The 23,057-nt window shown below is 70.9% G+C and carries 20 protein-coding genes; 18 read left to right on the plus strand and 2 right to left on the minus strand.

All coding sequences use genetic code 11. The annotated features are described in order from the left end of the window. The first annotated feature begins 47 nt into the window (after positions 1-47). From pglW to GA0070607_RS27100, 4 genes are all read left to right on the plus strand, one after another. Positions 48-4,109 (plus strand): BREX system serine/threonine kinase PglW, encoded by a 4,062-nt coding sequence (pglW, locus tag GA0070607_RS27075; protein WP_197701177.1) that lies wholly within the window; start codon positions 48-50, stop codon positions 4,107-4,109. A gap of 172 nt (positions 4,110-4,281) precedes the next feature. After that, on the plus strand, positions 4,282-5,178 hold the full coding sequence (locus GA0070607_RS27080) for a hypothetical protein (protein ID WP_157743280.1): 897 nt from the start codon (positions 4,282-4,284) through the stop codon (positions 5,176-5,178). Between the two features lie 73 nt (positions 5,179-5,251). Then, positions 5,252-5,923: a hypothetical protein gene (locus tag GA0070607_RS27085; RefSeq protein WP_089020714.1), complete on the plus strand. Its 672-nt coding sequence runs from the start codon at positions 5,252-5,254 to the stop codon at positions 5,921-5,923. Positions 5,924-6,623: 700 nt separating this feature from the next. Next, the gene (locus tag GA0070607_RS27100) at positions 6,624-7,514 is read left to right on the plus strand and encodes a hypothetical protein (protein ID WP_089020716.1); all 891 of its coding nucleotides are present in this window, start codon (positions 6,624-6,626) and stop codon (positions 7,512-7,514) included. A gap of 316 nt (positions 7,515-7,830) precedes the next feature. Here the strand turns inward: GA0070607_RS27100 and GA0070607_RS27110 are convergent, their stop codons facing one another. Beyond that, positions 7,831-8,124: a DivIVA domain-containing protein gene (locus tag GA0070607_RS27110; protein ID WP_231930413.1), complete on the minus strand. Its 294-nt coding sequence runs from the start codon at positions 8,122-8,124 to the stop codon at positions 7,831-7,833. A gap of 311 nt (positions 8,125-8,435) precedes the next feature. On the opposite strand from GA0070607_RS27110, the gene GA0070607_RS27115 reads away from it, so the two are divergent. The 4 genes from GA0070607_RS27115 to GA0070607_RS27130 all read left to right on the plus strand — a co-directional run bounded on the left by GA0070607_RS27115 (position 8,436) and on the right by GA0070607_RS27130 (position 10,343). After that, the gene (locus tag GA0070607_RS27115; protein ID WP_089020718.1) at positions 8,436-8,675 is read left to right on the plus strand and encodes a winged helix-turn-helix domain-containing protein; all 240 of its coding nucleotides are present in this window, start codon (positions 8,436-8,438) and stop codon (positions 8,673-8,675) included. 48 nt (positions 8,676-8,723) lie between these two features. After that, a complete protein-coding gene (locus tag GA0070607_RS33080) occupies positions 8,724-8,951 on the plus strand; it encodes a M78 family metallopeptidase domain-containing protein (protein ID WP_197701178.1) in 228 nt (75 codons plus the stop codon). 183 nt (positions 8,952-9,134) lie between these two features. Next, positions 9,135-9,338 carry a hypothetical protein gene (locus tag GA0070607_RS27125; protein ID WP_089020719.1) on the plus strand — a complete coding sequence of 68 codons (204 nt, stop codon included), beginning with the start codon at positions 9,135-9,137 and terminating at the stop codon, positions 9,336-9,338. A gap of 72 nt (positions 9,339-9,410) precedes the next feature. Further along, positions 9,411-10,343, plus strand: coding sequence for an HNH endonuclease (locus tag GA0070607_RS27130; protein WP_089020720.1), 933 nt, complete (start codon positions 9,411-9,413; stop codon positions 10,341-10,343). A gap of 399 nt (positions 10,344-10,742) precedes the next feature. Here GA0070607_RS27130 and GA0070607_RS27135 read toward each other — a convergent pair whose 3' ends face one another. Further along, positions 10,743-11,579 (minus strand): hypothetical protein, encoded by an 837-nt coding sequence (locus GA0070607_RS27135; protein ID WP_089020721.1) that lies wholly within the window; start codon positions 11,577-11,579, stop codon positions 10,743-10,745. Between the two features lie 336 nt (positions 11,580-11,915). Between GA0070607_RS27135 and GA0070607_RS27140 the strand changes: the two genes are divergently transcribed. From GA0070607_RS27140 to GA0070607_RS27185, 10 genes are all read left to right on the plus strand, one after another. Further along, positions 11,916-12,857: a hypothetical protein gene (locus GA0070607_RS27140; protein ID WP_157743281.1), complete on the plus strand. Its 942-nt coding sequence runs from the start codon at positions 11,916-11,918 to the stop codon at positions 12,855-12,857. Positions 12,858-12,932: 75 nt separating this feature from the next. Further along, positions 12,933-14,102, plus strand: a complete 1,170-nt coding sequence (locus GA0070607_RS27145; RefSeq protein WP_089020723.1) for a hypothetical protein — start codon at positions 12,933-12,935, stop codon at positions 14,100-14,102. 17 nt (positions 14,103-14,119) lie between these two features. Further along, positions 14,120-14,548: a hypothetical protein gene (locus GA0070607_RS27150; RefSeq protein WP_089020724.1), complete on the plus strand. Its 429-nt coding sequence runs from the start codon at positions 14,120-14,122 to the stop codon at positions 14,546-14,548. 43 nt (positions 14,549-14,591) lie between these two features. Then, complete coding sequence (locus tag GA0070607_RS27155) at positions 14,592-14,846, plus strand: hypothetical protein (RefSeq protein ID WP_089020725.1); 255 nt, start codon at positions 14,592-14,594, stop codon at positions 14,844-14,846. A 2-nt stretch (positions 14,847-14,848) separates the two neighbouring features. Continuing rightward, on the plus strand, positions 14,849-18,067 hold the full coding sequence (locus GA0070607_RS32560; protein ID WP_157743282.1) for a hypothetical protein: 3,219 nt from the start codon (positions 14,849-14,851) through the stop codon (positions 18,065-18,067). Then, positions 18,064-19,542 (plus strand): hypothetical protein, encoded by a 1,479-nt coding sequence (locus GA0070607_RS27165; protein WP_089020726.1) that lies wholly within the window; start codon positions 18,064-18,066, stop codon positions 19,540-19,542. The genes GA0070607_RS32560 and GA0070607_RS27165 overlap by 4 nt, the downstream gene beginning before the upstream one ends. A 2-nt stretch (positions 19,543-19,544) precedes the next feature. Next, positions 19,545-20,045, plus strand: coding sequence for a hypothetical protein (locus tag GA0070607_RS27170; protein WP_089020727.1), 501 nt, complete (start codon positions 19,545-19,547; stop codon positions 20,043-20,045). Further along, positions 20,045-20,698, plus strand: a complete 654-nt coding sequence (locus tag GA0070607_RS27175) for a hypothetical protein (RefSeq protein ID WP_089020728.1) — start codon at positions 20,045-20,047, stop codon at positions 20,696-20,698. The genes GA0070607_RS27170 and GA0070607_RS27175 overlap by 1 nt, the downstream gene beginning before the upstream one ends. Then, complete coding sequence (locus GA0070607_RS27180; protein WP_089020729.1) at positions 20,695-22,722, plus strand: hypothetical protein; 2,028 nt, start codon at positions 20,695-20,697, stop codon at positions 22,720-22,722. Before GA0070607_RS27175 ends, GA0070607_RS27180 begins: the two co-directional genes overlap by 4 nt. A gap of 10 nt (positions 22,723-22,732) precedes the next feature. Beyond that, positions 22,733-23,056 (plus strand): hypothetical protein, encoded by a 324-nt coding sequence (locus GA0070607_RS27185; RefSeq protein ID WP_089020730.1) that lies wholly within the window; start codon positions 22,733-22,735, stop codon positions 23,054-23,056. Position 23,057: the final 1 nt, after the last annotated feature.

Genomic DNA, 23,057 nt, shown 5'->3' on the forward strand with positions numbered 1-23,057 from the left:
GGAGCGCCGGGCACCGGCCGCCAGGTCACCTGGCCCTAGTCTCTGGCATGCAGGAGGGCCGTTGGACGACGATCACGCCGTCGCAGTTTGCGCACGAGCGGGAGGCGCTCGCGCACGTCCAGGCGCTGCTACCGGACACCGAGCCCTACCGTGCCTGGTCGAACTTCACCTTCACCGCCCAGACCGGGCATCCCTACGAGGTCGACCTGTTGGTCGCCGCGCCCGGCGGCCTCTATCTGATCGAGATCAAGAGCCTGAACGGCAAGCTCATCTCGAGTGGCTCGAACTGGATTCTTCAAGGTCCGAACGGCACTCGCACATTCGACAACCCCCTGCATCTTGCGGACGCCAAGGCCAAGAAGCTCAAGTCGCTGCTCCAGGTGGCGGCCTCGCGACGTAAGGGCCAGCAGGTCAGGATCCCCTTCGTGCAGGCGGCCGTGTTCCTGTCCAAGCCCGGCCTCCGGGTCGAGCTGTCCGAGCATCACCTGCACGGCATCTACGGTCCGGAGCCCGCCCTGGGCCATGAGCCCGGACCGCTGCCGACGATCACCTCGCTCCTGCAGCGCCCGCCGCAGGACGAACGCCAGCGGGTCACCAAGGAGGTGTCCGCGGCACTGCCCGACCTCCTGGGCGCGGTGGGCATCGCCCGCAGCCGGCGGCACTATCAGGTTGGCGCGTGGGAGTTGGAGCCCCGCCCGTTCGACGTCGGCCCCACCTGGCAGGACCACCAGGCGCGGCACCGTGATCTGGAGCGGGAACGTCGCCGGGTGCGGATCTACCTGGTCGAGCGCAACGCCGTGCAGACCGAACGGGCCAGCATCGAACGCGCCGCCAAGCGGGAGATGCTGGCGCTGCACGGCATCAACCATCCGGGCATCGTGCAGGTCGACTCGATGGAGTCGCACGAGGCCGGCCCGGCGCTCATCTTCCGGTACGACCCCCGCTCAATGCGTCTCGACCACTACATCGCCCAGTACGGCGACCGCCTCGACGCGCTCAGCCGGCTCGCCATGATCCGCCAGCTCGCCGAGACGGTGGCGTACGCGCACCGCCGGCGACTGCACCACCGGGCACTGTCCGCCCGCAGTGTCTTGGTCAACCCTGGCCGGGTGCGGCGCGGCGGCAGCGAGGACGAAGCCTGGCTGATGCCCCAACTGCAGATCAGCGACTGGCAGGCGGCGACCCGGGGCGCGGACAGCGCCGGCGGCAGCAGCGGCGAGCCGGTGACGCTCTCGTCGCATGCGACGGCGCACATCGAGCGGTCCGCAGAGGCGTACCTCGCGCCGGAGTTGACCGCGCCGACGCCTGACGCGGTGGCGATGGACGTCTTCGGCCTTGGCGCGCTGGCGTACCTGATTCTGACCGGTCATCCGCCGGCTGCGAAGCGTCCCGAGCTGCTCGCCCGGTTGGCTCGCGACAACGGTCTGCGGGCCGCCGCGGTCGCCGACGGCATCAGCGAGTTCGCCGACGAGCTGATCCAGGCCGCCACCGCACCGGTTCCGGCCCAGCGGCTCACCACGGTCGCCGACTTCGTCGAGATGCTCCAGGGTGTCGAGGACGAGCTGACCACCCCACCTCCCGGCTCGGTGCACCCGGAGGACCCGGAGCCGGAGCGGCCCGACCCGCTGGAGGCGCGCGGCGGCGACCGGGTCGGCGAGTGGAAGATCGTCCGACGCCTCGGCACCGGTTCGACCTGCCGTGCGTTCCTCGGCTTCAACGAGCGCACCCGCCGGGAGGAGGTGCTCAAGGTCGGGCTCTCCGACGAGAAGGGCGCCCGACTGGCCCACGAGGCCCGGGTGCTCGGCCCGCTCACCGACTCCCGGGTGATCCGGCTGGCCCGGCCCGAGCCGCTGCAGCTCGGCAACCGGACCGTCGTGGTCCTCGACCACGCCGGTGACCGCACCCTGGCCCGCAAGCTGCGCGACGACGGCCGGCTCACCGTCGACGAGCTGGAGACCTACAGCGACTACCTCTTCGGCGCGCTGGACTACCTCGAGGGTGAGGGCGTCTACCACCGCGACATCAAGCCGGACAACATCGCCATCCGGATCCGCCCCAACCGCACCCGGCAGCTGGTGCTCTTCGACTTCTCCCTGGCCGGGGTCTCGGTCAAGGAGATCAACGCCGGCACGCCGCGCTACCTGGATCCGTTCCTCGGCACCGCCAACCGCCCGGTCTACGACAAGCACGCCGAGTGGTATGCGCTCGCGGTCACCCTGCACGAGATGGCCTCCGGGGAACTACCGGTCTGGGGCGACGGTGGCACCGAGCCGCAGCTCACCGACGGCCCCCCGGTGCTGGCGGCCGAGGCGTTCGACCCGGCGATCCGCGACGGACTCGTGGAGTTCTTCCAACGCGCCCTGCATCGCGACCACCGCCAGCGTCACGCCTCGCTCAAGGATCTGCGCGACGCCTGGCAGCAGGTCTTCCGCCGCTCCGACGCGAGCACTCCGGTCGGTAGCGAGCACCCGGAAGTCGACGCCGACGAGCCGGACGAGCAGGCAGCGGCGGCAGCCCGCGACGAGGCCGCCGGCAAGGCCACCCGGGCCACCGCGCTGGAGGCCGCCGGTCTCACCCCACGCGCGGTCTCGGCCGCGCACCGCCTGGACGCCACCACCGTCGGTGAGCTGCTCGCGGTCGCGAACAAGCTCGCGCACCTGCCGGGTCTGGGCGCGAAGACCCGGCAGGAGCTGCAACGCCGGGTCAAGGAGTGGCGCCAGCGCCTGGGGGAGCGGGAAACGCTGCCCACCACGCCCGCCGCCCGCAAGGCGGCCAGCGAAGAGGCGGCCACCGAGACCGCCGCAGGGCACGGCGACACCGATCTGGTACGCGTCGGCCTGGACGCCATCGCCACGCTGCTCGTCCCGGCGAAGAACGGCCGCAACGCCACCGAGATCGAGGGCACCCGGCTGCTGCTGCACCTGCCCGACGAGTCAGGGGCGCTGCCGGCGCTGCAGCTCTGGCCGCAGCAGCCGCAGGTGGCCACCGCGCTGGGCGTCACCGCCGGTCGAGTCGCGCAGATCCTCGGCAAGCAGCGCAAACGCTGGCACGACATTCCCGTGGTCGGCAGCCTGCGTACCCAGGTCATCGAGCTGTTGCACGACGGCGGTCGGGTGATGGGCGTCGCCGAGTTGGCCGCGGCGCTGCTGAGCAGTCGCGGCTCGGTGCGCACCGGGGACGCGCTGCGTCTCGCGGTGGCCGTCGCGGCGGTACGCGCCGCCGTGGAGGTCGACGCGCTCGCCGACGAGCCGCGTCTCCTGCTGCGTCGACACGCCCGCGCCGATATCAACGGCAAGCCGCACCCGCGCGGGGACCGGCTGCTGGTGGCACTCGAGGTGAGCGAGGACGACGCGCCGGACACGCCGGCCGCGCCAGCGCTGCTCGACTACGCCGACGCGCTCGGCAAGGCCGCCGACCGGCTCGCCGCCAGCGAGGTCCTGCCCAGCCCGGCGACGGTGCTGCGTACCCTCGCGGCAGTGACCGCGCCCGGCGGGGCGGCCGACGCGTTCGACGAGCGGCGTCGGGTGCTGCTCGCCGCGGTGGCCTCGGAGCGGGCCGCCGCGACCGCGCGGCTGGAGCTCTACCCGCGCGACCTCGACCCGGTGCGGGCGCTGCGGCTGGCCCAGGCCGGCGTGGTGCCGCCCGCGATCGCTTCTGACGGTCGGCGTGGGCTGACCCCGACGCACGTCGCGGACCGGGTCACCGCGCGCTTCCCAGAGCTGGACCCGCTGCCGGGCCACCCCAAACTGGACCGGCTGCTCGCCGAGGCGGGTTTCGAGCTGCGGTGGGACCGGGACCGGTACGTCTCGCCACCTCTGGCAGCTGACGGCGCCATCGCTGCATGCCTCGCTGTCGGCTTCGGATGGGCCGGTGCTGCTGCACGATGCGGCGGTGTTGGCGCGGTACCGGGCGATGGATCGGCTCCACGAGCTGGCCGATGCGGCGCGCGGCGGGTCGGGGGATGTGTGGCTGCTCTGCCCGATGGAGGATCCAGCGCTACTGCCCAAGTTGGACGGTGCCGTGGTGCGGGTAGGCGACAACGAGTGGATCGCCCTGCCGGACGCCTGGGTCGTCAACGCCCATCGCAGCGCCGCTGCCGCTTGACTTGATAGGTTACTGACTGATCAGGCGATTGGCCTTGATCGCTGTGTCTGATGTGCTCGTGGACCTGGCGCATATTTGCGACACAGACGACCGGGGGTTCAGATGCCCTACTGGGGTACGTTCACGGCCAAGTGTTTCGCGCAAGCGTTCCCTGCGGGAGTGGTTTCCTCCCGCGGGGTGCTGACCTTCTCAACTGACGATCTTGTTCACGCGTTGTTTGCTACTGGCCGGGCTCCAGGAGACGAAGTTTCTCACGGTCTGGCCTCGGTATGGGAGTTCATCCATCGAGTCTCGCTCATTCCCGCGTACGTCCGCAGATCGGACGGGGGCGGCCTCGTCAAATCCGCCTTGGCCCGTGAACTGGACCGTTCGGAAAAGGTGTCGCTGTCTTACGCCCTCGGGCAGGCGATGACCGGCATCTTCTGCCAAAAAAAGCTGGGTGTGACTTTCCTACTGCATGTGGACAGATATGCAGGCAGGTACGGCGTGACGTTCGGCACTACCAGGAAAAGGGCCGATCTGTTCGGCTGGAGCCCGCGCGGCTGGGTGGTCGCCGAGGCGAAGGGGCGGTCGAACGCAATGGAAGCGGCTCTGCCTAGCACTCTCGTCGCTCAGAAGCGCTCTATCAAATCCATCGCTGGGGAACGCCCGTGGCTCGCTTTGGGCTGCGTCGCATCCTTCCCGCCCTACGCGTACGAGTTGTTGATCGACGCGGTCGACCCGGACGAGGATGCGCTTGAGTCGATCGACGTGAACATGGACCTGGATAGATACATGCTCGCGTACTACGAACCATTCCTCGCTGCCGTCGCTGCGGGCACGCCCGACGTGAGGGACCAGGGCTACCTCGCTTCGAGGTTCGATGTGCTCAACCTGCGTGTCGGCCTACGCCGCGACATAGCCGCACGGGTTCGGCAAGCAGCTGAAGGAGAACTGGTCGGTCTCCACGAATCAGTGCTCGGACTTCTCGAGACTGGGGGAGAGGCCGATCAGTCGTTCACTACCTTCCCCGACGGCACTCTGGTGGGGAGCAACTGGGCCGACGCCATGTCCCTCAACGACTGGCGCTATTGAGTGGCCGGGCGCACGGTCTAAGTGGTGACGCGTCCCAGCCCTCTCACTCTGGGACGACGACGAAAGGTTCTTCATGCAAATCGCGGGGAGTGTTTCCCTCAGCGCGGTGATGGATGAGCTGCGCTTGCGACGGGCAGTGTTTCACTCCGAGGCGGACTTCCAGCACGCCTTCGCCTGGGCTGTGCATCGCCTAGACGGCGCAGTCCATGTAAGGCTCGAAGTTCGTCAGAAGGACAGCGAATACCTTGACCTGCTTTGTTTCGGGACCGCAGGTCGGACGGCGATCGAATTCAAATACTTCACTGATAGTTGGGACGGTATCGACCCGGGCACCGGCGAGGCGTTTCGGTTGCACAGCCATGCAGCCTCGGACCTGGCCCGGCGCAACTTCCTCTTCGACGTCGCCAGGCTGGAGAAGTTCTGCCGCTCAAGTTCCGAGCCTATGAACGGTCTCGCGATCATGCTGACCAATGACCGCACGCTGTGGGTTCCGCCGGCAGGCTCTCGGCCGACCCGTGATCGAGAGTTCCGTATCCATGAAGGCCGGCGGCTGACCGGAGTCCTTCGCTGGGGGGTCAATGGCAGCTATTTCCTGCGGAACCAACGCGACCTGGCCGGCGACTACCCGCTCATCTGGCATGACTTCTCGCGTATGGACGGCCCGAACGGCGAGTTCCGTTGGCTACCGGTCCACGTCGAGAATGCTCAGGTCCACCCCAAGGAAGCGCCAGCTGACACACCTTGAGAGTTAGGCGATGCTACGACCTCGATCCGATCGCCCGAGACCCGCCGGGGCCCGGCCGGGCGCGGCGTCACGTTGAGTCCGAGGCGTTGCCCTCGGTCGCTGTGCGAGGGCAAGGTTGCACCGAGGTGGAGGCCGGCGACCTGGACGTAGACCTCGCGTTTGGCGGTCGCGTTGCCTCGGCGGTTGAGGACGTAGCCCGTCAACCAGATCCAGCCCTCGTACGCGGGCTGGTTCGACACTGAGACGACGCGGAAGGTCAGCGCGCGATCCCCGGCGAACTGCACCGAGACCCGCCGTCAATGACGAGCAGGTCGCCGGGGGAGGGGCACGCGGTCACCAGTGGCCGGAGTTGTGGTGGTGCTCCTGCGGTGGCGGGCACTCCCGCGCGTGAATGTCTGCCAGTCACGCAGCGCTTGCCTGATCCGGTCGTTCTCCTGGCTGAGCAGCCGTACCATCTCGTTGATCATGGCCGGCTCGTCGGCCATCCGGGCCTGCAGATCGCTTCGACCATGTCCATCAGAAATCCGACAGCATCAATATATGCAGGCGAGGCACGTACGCGCCTGGCAGCCAAGCAATGCGCAGGAGCGGCAAAATGCCTGATCTTCAGCGACAGGACCCGATTGGCAGCGGCCAGCCAGGTACTTAGGGTTATCGGTGCTTCACCCCAAGCGACGGCGAGCCGATCGGGGGGCTGTGGATGGCTGTGAACACGCATCGAGCGAACTGCGCGAAGGCCCAAAATCCGGGCTGCAAGTGCTCCGGCTGTGGCGGCTCGCTGCATGGCTGGGATGGATGGGCGGAGCTCGCCGTCGAGCGCCCGGCCGTACGCGACGAGCGGCGACATGCGCTCAACGGTGACATCCAAAAGGGGCGCGCCGGGGAACTGAGGTCCAACGCGAAGAACCGACAGCTCTCCCTCGATCTTGCCCGTCTGGGTATCGCTGAGCACCTGTGGGCCACAGACCCGCGTCCCAGGACCGAGGGCAGGCTCGAACGTGACTTCGAGGTCGGCGACCCGACGGCGGTGGCGTTCGACAACGGGCGGATGAACATCCTCGCCGATGCGATCATGGTCGACCCCTGGGACGAGATATCGCGCGATATCGACAACCTCGTTCAGAACGAGCCAACCGCCCGGGAGATCAAGAAGGGTCTCGCCAGTCACGGCTGGTGCAGTCTCCTGGTGGCGCTGATCCAGTTGATCGAGAGGATCAACAAGGTCATCGCCCTTTTCACCGACGCGGCCAAGCAGGCCGTCAAGAAGGCGTTGTCGAATCACTTCACGTCCGGCATCTCCGAGCTGGTGAAGGACGCTGTCGTCGACATCGTCGTCGACAAGGTGTGGGCGGCCCTCGCGCGGTTGCTCGAAGCTCACTTCCCTCTCCTGGGCGCCGACACCGTGCGCGTCCTCCGGATGCTGGCAGTGTTCGCCTGCCCTTCGGTCGAACGGCACCGAGACGTCTACCAGCACGCCGTCGTGCCGCTCATGGGTGACGCCCAAGGGTTCGTCGCGGAGGACGTCAAGGCGCAGGTTGTCACCCTCTTCACGGCGTGGTGGCAGCGCAAGGGCCCAGAGCCTGCCCTGTGACGCCATTCGGCGGCATCTGTCGAGCAGTCGGGTCGTATGGCTCAGTGAGCGGCCCGGGGCCGAAGACTTCGGCCGCGCCGAGACGGCAAGGTGGGCGCGGTGATGGGTCGGAGGCCGGCGAGTTGAACGAAAACCTCTCGCTTTGCGGTTGCGTCGCCTCGGCGGTTGATGACGTAGCCGGTCAACCAGACCCATCCCTCGTACGTCGGCCGGTCGCAGACTGAGACGGCGCGGAAGATCAGCGCGCGATCTCCGGAGAACTGCACCGAGGCCCGGCTGTCGATGACGAGCAGGTCGCCCGGGGAGGGACGCGCGGTCACCAGTGGCCGGAGTTGTGGTGGTGCTCCTGCGGTGGCGGGCATTCCCGCGCGTGCATGGTTTGCCAGTCGCGCAGCGCCCGCTTGATCCGGTCGTACTCCTGGCTGAGCAGCCGTACCGTCTCGTTGAGCATGGCCAGCTCGTCGGCCACCTGGGCCTGGAGCTCGCGTACCTCATCGGGGTTGACGCCGCGCCGGCACGCGGCGAACGCGCGGGTCCGCACCTCGTGCGGCGTCAACCGGCCTGGGTAGCCGGCGGGGTAGGGCTGGGCACCTCGATACACCTGAGCCACGACGATCCTCTCTAGGGCAGGCGGGAGCGCGGAAGGTCCTTGTGGTGGGTCTGGAAGGGCGGGCCGTCCGCGCGGGGGCCGCGGGCGACCCGCCCGCTCCGCCGCCGCAGCCCAATCCAGCGGTACGACAGCAGAGCAGTCCGGTGGGTCGGGACGGGCACACGCACCCGCCCCGACCAGGGGATGAGCCGAACTCGTTGCCACGCGAGGAGCGGCTCGGAATCAACATAGCTAGACATGTCAGGTGAGTCAACGTTGCTTGTTAGGTGCGTCGCGGTGTGATCAAATCGGGTTGCCACGCGAGGAGTGCCATGCGAGAAGTGCCGGATTACTGGCGCATCGCCGATGATGTGATCGCCGACGTCAGGTCGAAGAAGTTGAAGCCGGGGGACAAGCTGCCCTCGATCGTTGAGCTGCGTGCTCGCTACGACGTCAGTCACGGAACCGTGCAGATGGCCTACGCCCGGCTGGAGGCGCTGCGGGTGATCCGGCGGCAGCAGGGCAAGGGCGTCTTCGTCACCGACCCGAAGACCTGGATGCGCGAACCGTGACCGAAGTTGCTGGGGCTTAATCCGTCGCAGTTCAAAGTCTCAATCCGTGTGCGCTATCGCACCATGGCGGAAGGCCGCAACTGGCAGCTTGTCGGTGAGCCGGTGATTGGGCACTTGGTCACCGACCTGCCGGGCGACGGGGCGTCGCCCGTCCACGGAGACATCGCGGTCGCGGTGGTCAGGCCCATGAGTGACCCCGGTGCCCGCAGGGCAACCGCCGCCCACGAGCTGGGCCATCTCGTTATCGGCCTGGAGTATTCGAGCGGAATTCATTGAGGCGTCGGGGTGGACTCCACAGCCCTACCTTGACTCGGCGCGGATACCGCCGATGTACGCGCACGGCGGTGATGGAGGCTTGGCGGGCGAACCGGATCACCCAGGCCCGGGCGCTGGAGCTGATGCACGGCCAGGTCGTCGACGCGGACCTGCCGGTGAACGACGACTTGGAGATGGAGCCGTGTGGTCGGGTTCGCCGGTGCTGGTGCCGGTGCCGTCCTGGTCCTGGTCCTGGTCCTGGACCCGATGGTGCTCAGCCACTTCACCATCGCCGACCGGTTGGATGTCCTCCAGAATCTGCTGATCGACGCGGACTGCCGAACGACGCAGGTCGTCATCAAGGAATTGAGGGCGGGGGCGAGGGCGAGCACCGTCCCCACGGGATAGGGATGGTTGCAAGTGGAGTCGTGACCGTTCGGGTGGTGGCGACGAGATCAACTTCGGTGCACCCTGGCCGTTGTGAAGGCCTTCGTGGGAGTGACGGACGAGAAGTGGTACCGCTTCCTGGCGGCCCGCCCCGGCCTGAACGAGGTCAACTTCTGGCGCCCTTCAGGAGGCGGATTTCGTGCACTCACCCCTGGCGAGCCCTTCTTCTTCAAGGCTCACTATCCCCTCAACCGGGTCATCGGTGGCGGCTTCTTCAGTGGCTTCACGCAGTTGCGGATTTCGGAAGCCTGGGAGCTGTTCGGCGAAGCCAACGGCGTCGCCAGCCTTGATGAGATGCGTCGTAGCGTCGGCCGGTACCGCAAGCAGGCGATCGGCCTCGACGAAGATCCGGTCATCGGGTGCATCTTTGTCCGCGATACCACTTTCTTCCCGAACGAGTCCACCGTTGCGGCGCCGCCTGGATTCGCGTCGAACGTCGTACAGGGAAAGACCTATGATCTTGCCCATGGGCTCTCGGCCGATTACTTCAACCTGTTGATCCACCGCCTGATTGGTACGACGGTCGAGCTTGATCTGAGTAAGCCCTGGCACCGTCCGGGGCCGGTGTACGGGGATCCCAGGCTGGTGCCGCAGCGCCTTGGTCAGCAGTCGTTCAAGGCTGTGGTGCTCGGAGCCTACGGCCGGCGCTGCGCCATCACCGGTAACAAGGTCCAGCCGGTGTTGCAGGCTGCCCACATCCGGCCGCTTCCAATGGGCGGCGAGCACCGCCTGGACAACGGTCTGCTCCTCAAGTCGGACGTCCACATCCTCTTCGACAGGGGCTATCTGGGGGTGGACCCGAAGCACCGGCTGATGGTCAGCCCACGGCTGCGCAGCGAGTTCGGCAACGGCGACCAGTTTTACTCCAAAGCCGGAACGCAGATAGCCCTTCCAGAGCGGCGTGGCGACCGGCCGAATGGTGAGTTCCTGGAGTGGCATCTCGATACGGTGTTCAAGGCCGCCTGAGAACCTTCACGGCTCTCGTACCCGGTGACCGCAGCTGCCGGCTCGGGAACCCGTCAGGCTCGCGCTGATGGACGAGGGGATTCTCCCCTGCGCCCTTCGCCCGTCGCGTTGGTGGATCGCCGCCTACGCGACCCCGAGAATGTGCTGCCTCAGCCAGGGGGAGCCCTCCGCCACAGGTGAAGGGGCACATGCCAAATGAATCGGACGATCGGTACGCGGCGGCAGTCCGTGAGTTGGCAGACCGGCTGCGAGCAGATCTGGAGTGCGGAGTAGCTGGTCGGGCAGCGTGACGGCGTGGCGAGGGGTCCACCAAGAACTATCCATTCCAGCGCAAGGACCGGCGTGACTACGCGACGAGGGCGTGGCGGGCGGGCGAGGTGCTGTGCGCGGACTGCAGCGTCACGAAGGGGGTGTGTCCGGGGCTGGGCGCGTCTGCTGGGGTGGGATGAAGGGGGAGGGGATCGGATCGGTGGGGTGTTTCGAGCGGTGGTGAAGGAGTTCGCTGATCCAACGTGCGGCGTCCTTCTGCGCGGTGAGCATGTGGTCGCGGGCGTCGGCGAAGTCCTGGTCGCCGGTCACGTTGGCGTGTTGGGCCAGGATCTCCGCCCAGCGCCGGCTCAACTCCTCGGCGTATCGGGCCTGCCGAAGCTGCTCGTCGAACTGGTATTCCAGCTTGACCAGCCGGTCGATGTGCGGCTGGAGCGCCGGCATGATCCGCTCGTCGAGCCGGACGGCGGCGTCGGGTTGGCAGGTGATGACGACGTCGCCCCGCTGGTAGCGCCAGACCGGGTCGGCGGCGAGCGCCCGCTGCAGGGCCAGTTCGAGGTCCCCTGCCCGGTTCGGTGCCAGGTCCCGGGCGGCGTCGGCGGCGAGCCGGGTCAGCCGCTGGATCGCGTTCGCCTGGAAGTACTGCACGTACCAGCTCAACACCTCGGCCCGCAGGCTCTTCGGCGATGACCAGGCGAACGTGGCGCGGATGTAGAAGGAGTACACGTAGCCGCGAGCGGGAACCGCGATCAGCCGCGGCACGTGGCGCTGCTCGACGAGCGGGCCGGATGGCGACGGTGCGGCGCCGGCGGGCGCCTCATCCTGCAGCGCGGCGACCAGTTGGTCCCAGGTCCGCGTCCACCAGCGCCAACCGCGGACGCTCGCGTCCCGGGTGACGCTCAGGCCGCGGGTACCCCACTGTCGCCACCGATCCGCGGTCTTCGGCGTCCCGTCGGGGGCGTCCGTCATGGCAGCCCTCCATGGTCACGGATCCGCATGCCACGCTAACAACCGGTGACCGATCCGCTTGCCGCCACGCCGACGCGAGCGGCAAGCGGCAGAGCTGGGGCGCTGGCAACCACGACGAGCGTGATGACTCTGAGGTATCAAAATGACTCTGAGGTATCGCGCTCGCGAGAGGACATGCCGTCCGGCGCCGGCCGTCCCCGGTGCTCACTTCCCGACAGTCCGGGCCGCTGCCGGGAACGGTGACGGTGGCGGTGACGGTCGGGTGACGGCCCCTTCGCGATCCTCGTGCCGGGCCGGGCACTGTGCACCGGCGCGGGCAGCGGGGAGGCCGGTGCGGTGGACTTCGTCGACGGAGTGCTGGTGCGGCTGGCCGATCCGGGCACCCGCGCCGCGGTCTTCGACGACGCGTCGCTGGCCCACCTGGTGGAGGCCGCGTACGACACCGAGGCGATGCCGGTCGGGCCCCCGTACGCGGCGGTCTTCGACGAGCTGACCCTCGGCTTCGCCGCCGCCCCGGTCACCCTGGCCGAGGGGGAGTGGCTGGGCTCCGGCGGCACCACCCGCACCGAGCTGCGGGTACGCCTGCACGGCCTCGGCGGCTCGGCGCTGCGCATCGACGCGCTCTGGCGGGGCAGCCTGGTGGTGCGTACCAGCGCGGCCCGGGACCGGGTCGAGGACCTCGACGTCGCGGTGCCCGCCTTCGACGTCGACCCACAGATCATCGCCGACCTGGGCGCGCTGCCGACCGACCCGGCGCAGTTGGAGACCGAGCGCCGGACCCGGCTGGTGACCCGGCTGCGGGCCGGGCTGCACCAGCCGGCCGCGTTCACCGACGCGCACCTGGACCGGCTGCTCGCCGGCGTGGGCGCCGCTAACGCCGGCGACCTGGTGGCGCGGATGCGCGGGCAGGCCGCCGGCGCCACCGTGCAACTGCGCTACGCGGCCCCGCCGGCCGCGCCGCCCACCCCGCGCCCGCTGCCGTTCGCCGCCGCCGTACTGATCCGCGACCAGGGCTTCTCCCTGGCCGACCTGCTCGTCGAGACCCGCCTGGTCCGGGCCCGGGCCGAGGAGCTGGGGCTGGACGTGCCCGCGCCGGACGACATCCGGCGCCGGCACCGGATCGTCGCCGTCTGGGTGGTCCCCATCGAGACGTTCGACGACGCGGGCTGGCCCGGTGGCGACAGCGGCAGCGACGCGCAGCGGCGGGCCGCCCGGTTCGCCCGGGCCGGCCAGTGGCTCGCCCGCAGTGGCATCGGGCTGGCCGCCCTGACGACCTGAGACTCCCGGCCGCTGCCAGCCACAGCGGCCGGGAGCCGCAAACGACCGCAGCAGCAACTCCGTCCGGGAGGACCCGTGGCACCGACAGCAGCATTCCCGTTCATCGAGGTCCGGATCGTGCCGCCACCGGCGCCACTGGCCCAGCGCTCGCCGGGCGTCATCGCCGTGGTGGGCAAGACCCCGGCCACCGCAGACGGTGGTTCGGCGCCCGCGAACACCCCGGTCCGGATCGAGACCCTCGACGACGCGGTCACCAACTTCGCCCGTCGGCAGGCCGGCAACGTGGTCCGCAACGCCCTCTACAACTCGCTCGAACTGGCCTTCCTCCAGGACCCACGCCCGGCCAAGGTGTACGGGGTCAAGGTCTCCGGGGACGACTACGCCGCCGCGCTCAGCGGCCTGGAAGCCGCCGACGACGTGACCATGGTGTCGCTGGCCAACGAGTCGACCGTCGGCAACCCCGCCGGGGCGGGCGCGCCGACCGGGCTGCACGCGCTCAAGGCGCACGTGGAGACGATGTCCGCGGCCGGCCAGCGGCGGATCGGCTTCGCCATGGTCAACCCGGCCACCGAGAAGGCCCCCACCTACGTCGCCGACATCACCACCGCGGCGAACCCGCTCAAGAGCAGCACCAGTCGGATGGTGATGATCGCGGCCCGGGGCGCGGACGGCGACGCCGCCACCGCCGCGATGGCCGCAGTGGCCGGGCTGCCGGTGCACCACAGCATCGTGCTGAAGAAGATCCGCGGGGTGGCCGTCCCGGTGGCCAAGCAGTACAGCCCGGCCGAGATCAAGGGCCTCTCCGAGGCCAACCTCACCCCGATCATCGATCCGACGCTGATCACCGGGGAGAGCCTGCACTTCGCCGACGGGCGGCTCTTCACCTCCGACGCGAGCCTGCTGCACGTCGACCTGGTGCGCACCCTCGACCAGATCGAGTTCATGCTCCGCGCCGGCCTGATCGGCCTGGTCGGCGACGCGCGGATCACCAAGCCGGGGATGACCCTGCTGAAGACCCAGGTGGACGGCATCCTCGGCCCGCTCAAGCGGCAGGCGGTGATCGACGACTACCGGATCGAGATCCCGGTGCTGGACATCCTCACAATTCCGGAGGTCGCCCGCACCGCCACCGACACCTCGATCGTCACCGCCGCCCGGGCCGACCGCACCGTCGACCTGGTCGTCACCGTCACGTACGGCCCGGCCGTGAGCCGCCTGCTGGTCACGCTCGTGGCCAAGTTCTGACCCGGAGGAACCAGACCATGGAGTGGAAGACCCGCCTCGCGGTGCAGTACACCAAGGGCACCGAGACGGTGCTGATCAGCCCGATCGACTCGTTCAGCCCGTCCTTCTCGCTCAACGTCGAGCCGCTGCACTCGTGCGAGGTGACCCACATGGGGGCCATCCACGCGCCGGTGTCGATGAACTTCACGATGACCGTCAAGGCCATCGGGGACGTCGCCGGCCGGCTCACCAAACTGGCGCTCGACGGCGAACTCTTCGACATCACCCTGCTCGAGCACACCGGCGACGACTGGGCGTTCTCCTCCTTCGTGCTCCAGGACTGCCTGATCACCAGCGCGACGCCGACCACCGCCACCATCTCCGGCGCCCCGGCGGCGACCTTCAGCGGATTCAGCCTGGCGGCCACCGTCGACCCGAAGACCGGCGACCCGTCCGTGCTGCCGTAACCCGCCAAAGACAGTCCGCCGACCGACGAACCGGAGGTAGCAGATGGCGACCGGTGCTGGCCGCGCCGCCCGGGTCACCCGTACCGGGCTGGCCCTGGTGCACGCGGGTGAACTGGTGCTGCCCGCGGCCGGCAGCGAGGCGCAGGCCGAACAGGTGGCCGAGGACGACCGCGCGGTCATCGCGTACCACTTTCCCGTGGAGATCGAGGTGGTCGACGCCGGCGGCGCGGTCGACGCCGACGCGCTCGCCGACCTCGCGCTGACCCGGCTCGCCGAGCACCTGGACGGGCGGTCCTGACGGTGGCCATCTCGGTGCATGTGCCGGTGCGGATCCGGCTGGACGCCCGGTCGGTGACCGAGCGGCCGGAGGCGGTGACCGAGGCGCTCGCCACGGCCCTGGCCCGCGCCCTGGAACGCTCCCGCCGCGAGGTGGTCGCGCCGCGCGGTGGCTACCTGGAGGTACGCCCCGGGGCTCCGGAGTTCCGCTGGACCGGCCCGGCCGGCGAGCGGGTGTCCCCGGACGACCGGCGGGCCTTCGAGGCCCGGCTGCGCCGGCGCATCGACGAGGTGGTGACCGCGGCCCGGCTCGACCCGGGTCTGCCTCCCGGCGTTGCCGCGCCGCTGAGCCGGCCGCCCACCGAGCTGTTCGACCCGCAGCGGATGCGGCACCTGCTGGCCGTCTACCGGGTGCCCTCCTACGACGACGGTGGCGACGCCGCCGAGGTGCCGGTGGAGGGCGAAGAGTCGGCCCCGGTGACCTACCAGTGGCTGCTACGCCCGGCCGCCGATCTGGTCAACCACCTCGTCGAGCTGGGCCGCGCGGCGGTACGCCAACACGGCGGCCTGCCGACCGGCACGCCGCAGGGGGTCATCGCCCGGGTGCTCGGCTCCGACGGTCGGCCGGTCTGGGGAGTCGTGGTGACCACCACCCCGCTGTCCCTCTTCACCTTCGACGCCTTCGGTGAGACGGTCCCGGTGCCAGGTCCGGAGCCGCGCTTCGAGGTCCGGCCGGTGCAGCCCGCCCCGCAGCTCGGAACGGTGGAACGCCGTCCGGTCGCCGACCGGGCCGCCCTGATCGCCATGGTGGACAGCGAAATGGCCGGCGACGCTCGGCAGCGGTTGCGCATCGCCATGCCACGTGCCGAGACCACCAGTGCGGAGGAGTACCAGGCGCAGCTCGACCGCGCCGTCGACGCGGAGGTGATCCGACGGGTCAACCAGATCTTCCCGTCCGATGGGCCGGCGCCGACCTGCCTGGTGATCGTCCGCATCGGTAGGGCCAGCGTGCTGCTGGTGGGCAACGCGGAGAGCGACGCCATGTTGCACTGGACCGGCACGGCCAACCTGCTGCCGATCACCGTCGAGCAGCCCCCGACTGCACCGTCGGACCCGAACGCGCCCTCCGGCGGCGGCGACGGCTCGGGAACAGGTTCAGGGTCAGGTGGCAGCAGTGGGTCTGGAGCGGGCAGTGGTTCCGGCAGCGGACCGGGCGGCAGTGGACCGGGCGGCGCCGGCACGGGCACCGGGCCAGGGGGTGGGGCCGGCGGCACCGGCGGGGACGGGACCGGCGGCGCCCGGCGGGGCGGGTTCGTGTTCGACCCGAGCAGCCCCGGCGCGCCAGCCGGCGCCGAGGGCCGACGGTTCCCCGCCGTCACCGGCGAACACTCCGAGATGCCCGCCTGCGCCCCGTTCAACGGCGAGCCGGAGTTGGCCGCGCTCGGCCCGGACGGCGACGAACTGCGCCGGCTGATGGACGACATCGCGTTCCGGCTCCAGATGGGCGAGCCGTGCCGCTACCCGGCGAACTTCTGCCTCCAGGCCGCCGCCGTGCTGCGTGGCCGGGCGGCGGCGATCGGCCTGCTGGTCGGCGCCGCGGAACGCGAGGCGTTCACCCGGCCCGTCCCGGAGGGCACCGGCCGGCTCGGCCCGCTGGACTTCCGGCCGGTCGCCTCGCCCGCCGTGCAGTTCCTGCGCCACCTGGCCGGCGTGGTGCCACGCCTCGACCACCTCGCCCAGCTGGTCATGCGCCGCTACAGCCAACCCCAGCACTTCGCGCGGATCCACGGCGGCTGGATCGACTCGTCCGCCTCCTGGAACCTGCACTTCGTCCAGGCGCTCAGCCCGGCCGTCAAGGCCGCCGTCGGGCAGCTGTTCATCGTCGGCAGTCAGGCGATGCTGGTGCAGCTGCTGCTCACCTCCCGCAGCGGCATCGAAGCCCGGATCACCAACTTCGACCGGTACGCGCCGATCTTCGAGCGGCTGATCGTCTCCCAGCTCACCGACTACGCCGAACTCCAGGGGCTGCGCGAGCGGCTGCGCCGCCACGAGGCCGCCCGCTGGACGCAGGAGCACACCGCCATCGGCGGCGGCACCCTCGCCACGGTGAGCATGGCCAACCCGGCCACCGCCTGGTACGGGGCCGCCCGCGCCATCTCCGGCGCGTTCCTCGCCGCCGAGGCCACGATGACCAGCCCCGGCGCGGCCGGCGAGATCATCGAGCGGGACGGCACCACCCGGATCCGCGACTCGCACGCGGTGCTCTGGACCCTCGCCGAGATCGAACAGGCGCTGGTCGTCCAGCGCGGCGAGGCCGAGGGCATCGACCCGCTGGTCAAGCAGATCACCGACCTGCCCGACGTGCTGGCCCGTTTCGCCGGCAACCGGTCGGCGATCCGCGACGAGCTGTGGCGGGTGCTGCAGGACATGCGGCGCAACAACACCGAGATGCTCGGCCGCGCCCGCACCGACGCCCGGTTCGCGTTCCGGTCCAGCCGGATCAGCGAACACATCCCGTCGGCCACCATCCCCGGTGGCCGCTTCGCCCTGCAGGGCATCCACCTCGTCACCCACCAGCAGCTCGGCGAGTTCTTCGGCGGCAACCTCTACTACGCCACCGGCGTCGACGAGCTGTTCGGCACCGAGCTGGGCCGCGAGGCGCTGACCGCGTTCGGCATCACCGTGGGCATCATCGCGCTGTCCATCCTCTGCCCGCCGCTGGGCTTCCTGGTCGGGGTGGCCGTCGCCGTGGGCGACGTCGTCCACGCCCACCAGCGGGAACGGCTCTACGGGGCGCTGCTCGACCCGGAGCTGGTGCTCACCCGCACCGAGGTGGAGGTCGAGCTGTTCGCCGCGTACCTCGGGTTGGCGCTGTCGCTGATCCCGGAGGTCGGCACCATCGGCGGGGTGGTCGTGCGCGGCGGCCGGGTCGCCCTGCGTTTCGGGGTGCGCGCCGGGCTGCGCGCCGCCGGGCGGCACGCGTTGCGCCGGCTCACCCGGCAGGTCGTCGAGGCCGCCTCCCGCGACCTGCTCCAGGCGTTCCTCACCGAGATCCTGCTCAACGAGGTGCTCGAACGCGTCGTGCAGAAGCTGATGGATCCGTTGCTGGCGTACGTGGAACGCGAGGCGATGCTCAGCGGCGCGGTCGGCGGACCGGAGGGCGCCCGCTTCATCCTCATGGTGCTCGACTCGCAACCCGGTGGCGCCGCCGCCGGGCCGCCCGTCCCGGTGGTACGGCCGTGACCCCGCCCCGCCGGTTCCGTGCCGGCCGCTTCCTCGACGCCGCCGCCGTGCACGCCGCCGCCGACGCCAACCCCCGGCTGCGCCGCTTCATCCGCACCGTCGCCGAGCACAGCGAGGCCGGCGAGGTGCGCTCCCGGCGGCTGCTGGAACACCTCATCCGCCGTGTCGTCGACGATGTCGGTGACCTGCACCTGGGCAACGCGATCAACCGGCTGGAACGCATCGCCGTGCTGCGGGACAACATCGCCGCCATCCTCGACCACGTGCTCGAGGGCGGCACCCTGCCCGAGGGGGTGCGGGTGGCGACCCTCGGCGAGTACTTCGACCAGCTCAGCACGGAGATGCGCGAGCTCAGCCGACCCCGCGAGGGCATCGTCGGGGACGCGCCGCTGCGGCTGGCCGACGACGCCAGCGTGTACGCCGAGTCGTTGCTGCGCGAGTTCGACGCGGGCGGCGGGACGGCCGGCCGGCACACCGAGCCGGCCGCCGTGGTCACCGACGCGTTCCGGGCCATGCCGGCGGACCGGCAGGCCGCCCTGCGTCGGGCCGCCGACCTGGAACCGGCCGCGCTGTGGCACGCGGTGGCCGCCGAGTCCGAGGCCGGCAAGCGGGCCGCCGTCGCGGACCTGGAGACCCGGCTCGCTGGCCGGCTCACCCCCGACGAACTGGGTCGGCTACGCACCGCCGTCGACGACCTCGGTCGGGCCCGCTCGCGCGGCCTGCAGATGAGCGAGGCCCGGCTGACCGAGGCCCTCGCAAGGATCAGCGACCCGGATCTGCGCGCCGTGGTGGCCGGCGGCGACGTCTGGCTCACCCAACAGCTCGCCGTGCACAACCCGGAGGCGCTCGCCACCCTCTGGCGGCGCTTCCGCGACCGGGGCGGCCGGGCCGACGACGGCCCCGGCTTCCGCGCCTACCTGAGACACGACATGGTCACCTACGGCCGGGGCGTGCTCGGCGAGTACACCGCCGCGTTCTCGCTGAGCAGCATCGAGCTGTTCCTCAAGGGCCCCGACGCCAACGTCAAGGTCGCCGGCACCGACCTGGTGGGCATCGGCCACGACGGCTGGGTGTGGCTGGTCGACGACAAGTCGCACCGGGCCACGAGCGTCAGCGGAGTCGGCGCGCTCACCGACAACCTGGTCACCAACCTGCGCCGCGACGCCGCGGACTTCCGTGACGGCATCGCCCGGCTGCAACGCGACGACCCGGGTTTCACCCCCGACCCGCGGATCCTCGACGCGATCTCCCGGATGGAGGACGCCGCCGCCGAGATCGACCGGATCAACCGGCGCGGTTCGGCGTCCACCCGGCCGGCGCGGATCAGCCGGGCACTGGAGGAACGCCGGCTGCGGCTGCGGGTGACCAGCGCCGCCGGCGAGGTCCGCGAGATCACCCAGGCGCTGCGCGACCTGGGACTGGCCGTCGAACCCACCGGCGCGCCGGTGGCGCTGCCACCCACCGGAGGGCGCTGAGCATGGCATTCACCAGCAGCTTCATGCGGTACGACACGGTGCCGTCGGCGATCATCAGTGACGGGGTGCTGCCGATCCCACTCTGGGCGGTGACCGCCATCTCCCTCGCCCAGACCTACCACCTGCCACCGATCGGCTCCACCGCGCACAAGGCCATCGTGGCCACCCACGACGACACCATCACGCTGACCGGGGTGCTGGTCGGCGCGGAGCGCTACGCCTGGAAGTTCGCCCTGGAGACGATGGCCGAGGCGAGCAAACGCGGCACCGCGCTGGCCGCGTACTCCGGCGGGAGGTTCGGTGGGCTGATCCTGGTCACCTCGATGACCATCCGCACCGACATGCAGGTGCAGTCGCTGACCTTCAACGCGTCGGCCGCCCGCCGGGACGTCCTGGACACCACCATCACCCTCGTCCACGTGCCCCGTCCCAGCCTGCTCGGCAAGCTGCTCGACGTGGCCAGCATCGGAGTCGGCGCGCTCGCCGACGGGTTGGGCAACTGATGCCACAGTTCCCGATCGACCGCTACCTGCTGCCGGAGACGCCGATCGAGGTGCCGGCCGGGTTCACCGAGGTCCGGCAGAGCCTCACCGCGGGCCTGCCGCACCGCGTGGAGCTGGGCGCCGGCGTGCACGCGGTGCTGATCCTGCCCACCGGGTTGGCCCGGCAGTGGCTGGACACCGACCCGCTCGCCGTGGTCAGCAGCTCCGCCGACGACCTGGCGCCCCGGCCGGCACCACCGGCCACGCCCCGACCGCCGGCGCTGGTCGGCCGGGTGCCACTGCGGCTGGTCGTCCGCCAGGGCACCCGGATCCTCGGCTCGGTGCCGCTGGCCGCCGGGCTGCGCCGGGTCTGCCCCGACGCCGGCCCACCGGCCGCCGACGCCGCCGGGACCGCCCCGGTCGCCGTGGAACTGCTGGTGCTCACCTGGCTGCTGCACGCCGGGACGGTACGCGGCTCCGGAGACTACGGCTCGTCCGTGACGCTGGCCTGGCGGCCCGCGGACCGTGCGGTGGACCGGTTCGGACCGCCGCCGATCAACGAGTTCGTCTGGCGTCGCCGCCCGCCCGCCCAGCGGGTCGAATCCGAGTTGGGCCCCGGCAAGCTGCGCTACCGCTACCTGCTCGACAAGAAGCTGCGGAGGGTCCTGCGATGACACTCACGCCGTTCCAGACCGGCCAGGTGCGCCAGGGCGCGGTCGGCAACGACGCCGGCTGGACCCTGACCTTCCACCGGGAGACACCGACCGGGATCAGCCAGGACGCGGCGCTCACCCTGTCCAGCGCCGACTACTACGCGGCCATCGACGCCGCGCTGCCCGACGGGCTGGGCCCCGGCGCCTACACGATCACCGTGCAGGGGCTGATCGACGAGCACTTCGCCGCGCTGCGCACCGCCGAGGGGCAACCGCCGCTGGTGGCGAAGCTGCACCTGTACTGGCGGGACGCCAACACCTCGGTCGGCGCGTTCTTCACCAACCTGGTCGGGGTCAACGCCGGCCCGTCACCGGCCGAGCTGACCCAGGCGCTGGTGGCCGTGCTGCGGGTGACCAAGGTGCGCCGGCTCACCGGCGAGCGGACGTACGACACCGAACTGACCCTCGTCGAGCAGGCGTACGCCCGCCTGGGCCAGCGGGTCGCCGAGCGGTTCGAGGCGGCCACCTTCACCGCCGCGATCCGGGCCGTCTCCGAGCGGACCAGGGTGGACATCGCCAGCTGGGGCGCCAACGCGGACGGCACGATGACCCGGGGCGCCACCGAGGCGGCCGGTGACGAGCGGGTGGCCTTCGGCGCCGGGCTGCTGTACCGCGCCGCGCTGGACCGGATCGGTGGCGCGTTGCAGCAGTCGCTGAACGCGTACGGGCGGGGGATGCTGCTGATCCGCGACGGCACCGTGCACGTCGGCAAGCGGCCGGTCCCGTACCCGGAGGGGGAGCCGAAGCCACTCACCCTCGCCACCGGCCTGCTGGAGTGCACCGAGAACGGCAGCCAGGACACCGACCCGTACGCGGCCACCGAGGCCGGCGGCACGGCGCCGCCGCGCCGGCGGGCGTGGACGCTCACCCTCAAGGGCCGCCCCGACCTGAAGCCCGGTGACCTGGTCCGCTTCGACCCGCCAGCGGTGGACGAGGCGACCACGCTGGGCAGCGTCGGCGCGGCGCTGCTCGGCTCGTTCGCCGCCCCGTTCGCCCCGTCCACCGGGGAGTTGGGTCCCGGGGCGAAGCTGCTCTACCTCAGCGCCGCCCGGCACACCCTGTCGCGGACGGCCAGCTTCGTGACGGTGGTGCAGGGGGTGGAGGTGGCATCCGCCACCCAGGCCTGGGACAGCTGGAGCGACGCCTCCGGCGTGGGCACCGCCGAGCCGGCCGGTCCGGCCTCCTCGCCCGGGGTGGCCGCCGCCGAGGCGGTGCGGCGGGCGGCCCGCGCGGCCCGGGGCGAGACGCGCGGGCTGGAGATCGGCGAGGTGCGGGCGGCGGCCACCAACGCCAGCGGCGCGGTCGAGCCACCGGCCCAGACCGAGACGGTCTGGGAGGGGCTGGCCCGCCCGGACGGCCGGCCGAACGGGGCCCGCCGGCTTCCGGTACGCCGGGAACAGCCGGCGCCACTGCCCGGCGTGACCTACCTGACCCCGTTCGCCTGGGGTGGCTGCGGGCTCATCCTGCCCCGCTACCCGGGCACCCGGGTGGCCCTGGCCTACCGCAACGGCGCACCCGACGACCCGGTCGAGGTTGGTGCGCTGTGGCCCACCGGGCACGCCCCGGTCTCCCAGCCGGGGGACTGGTGGCTGTCGCTGCCGGTCGGGGTCGCCAGCGACCGCCGCTCCTCGATCGGTGACACCGTGGTGCCCGCCGACCACGACGGCAAGGTGGCGCACGACCTCACCGACGGCGACGGCAACCGGGTCATCGAGCTGGGGGAGCTGACCGTGCGGGTGGGCCGCGCCCAGCTGCGCGGCCGGGGCCAGCGCCCGGAACGCGCCGACGAGGCCGACAGCATCACCATCGAGCACGCCGCCGGCGGCTCCTCGATCGTGATGAAGCAGGACGGCTCGATCACCATCACCGCCACCCGGATCGACCTGGACGCCGGCGACGGCGCGGTGAACATCAGCGGCGGCTCGGTCAGCATCGCCGCCGACGACGTCGACGTCCAGGTCAGCAACGCGATGAACGTCCACTGAGGAGAGCGACATGGCATTCGTGCTCACCACGTCGAGTGACGTGCACTGTCCCAGCCAGGGCTCGGTCACCCCGGCCGGGCAGGCGAAGCTGACGGTGGCCGGCACCCCGGTGGTCCGCCCCGACGGCATCACCGGCAAGTCGGTGACCGGCTGCCTGATCACCGACAGCAGCTCCACGGTGCAGTGCAAGAACGTCGTGTCGGCGTCCGGCGCCGCCCAGAAGCTGCACGTCGGCGGCGCCGGGGTCGCCCTGGACACGCTCAGCGGCGCCACCAACGGCTCGACCCCGGGCCTGTCCGCCAGCGCCGGGCAGAGCAAGCTGCGGGCGGTCTGAG

Origin of the sequence: Micromonospora coriariae (assembly GCF_900091455.1) — a bacterium.
Taxonomy (GTDB): Bacteria; Actinomycetota; Actinomycetes; order Mycobacteriales; family Micromonosporaceae; genus Micromonospora; species Micromonospora coriariae.

What these genes read in the sequence shown, in the direction of transcription:
- pglW (WP_197701177.1), top strand. Translation starts at nt 48, where the DNA reads ATGCAGGAGGGCCGTTGGACGACGATCACGCCGTCGCAGTTTGCGCAC.
- GA0070607_RS27085 (WP_089020714.1), top strand. Translation starts at nt 5,252, where the DNA reads ATGCAAATCGCGGGGAGTGTTTCCCTCAGCGCGGTGATGGATGAGCTG.
- GA0070607_RS27100 (WP_089020716.1), top strand. Translation starts at nt 6,624, where the DNA reads ATGGCTGTGAACACGCATCGAGCGAACTGCGCGAAGGCCCAAAATCCG.
- GA0070607_RS27115 (WP_089020718.1), top strand. Translation starts at nt 8,436, where the DNA reads ATGCGAGAAGTGCCGGATTACTGGCGCATCGCCGATGATGTGATCGCC.
- GA0070607_RS27135 (WP_089020721.1), bottom strand. Translation starts at nt 11,579, where the DNA reads ATGACGGACGCCCCCGACGGGACGCCGAAGACCGCGGATCGGTGGCGA.
- GA0070607_RS27150 (WP_089020724.1), top strand. Translation starts at nt 14,120, where the DNA reads ATGGAGTGGAAGACCCGCCTCGCGGTGCAGTACACCAAGGGCACCGAG.
- GA0070607_RS27155 (WP_089020725.1), top strand. Translation starts at nt 14,592, where the DNA reads ATGGCGACCGGTGCTGGCCGCGCCGCCCGGGTCACCCGTACCGGGCTG.
- GA0070607_RS27170 (WP_089020727.1), top strand. Translation starts at nt 19,545, where the DNA reads ATGGCATTCACCAGCAGCTTCATGCGGTACGACACGGTGCCGTCGGCG.
- GA0070607_RS27175 (WP_089020728.1), top strand. Translation starts at nt 20,045, where the DNA reads ATGCCACAGTTCCCGATCGACCGCTACCTGCTGCCGGAGACGCCGATC.
- GA0070607_RS27180 (WP_089020729.1), top strand. Translation starts at nt 20,695, where the DNA reads ATGACACTCACGCCGTTCCAGACCGGCCAGGTGCGCCAGGGCGCGGTC.
- GA0070607_RS27185 (WP_089020730.1), top strand. Translation starts at nt 22,733, where the DNA reads ATGGCATTCGTGCTCACCACGTCGAGTGACGTGCACTGTCCCAGCCAG.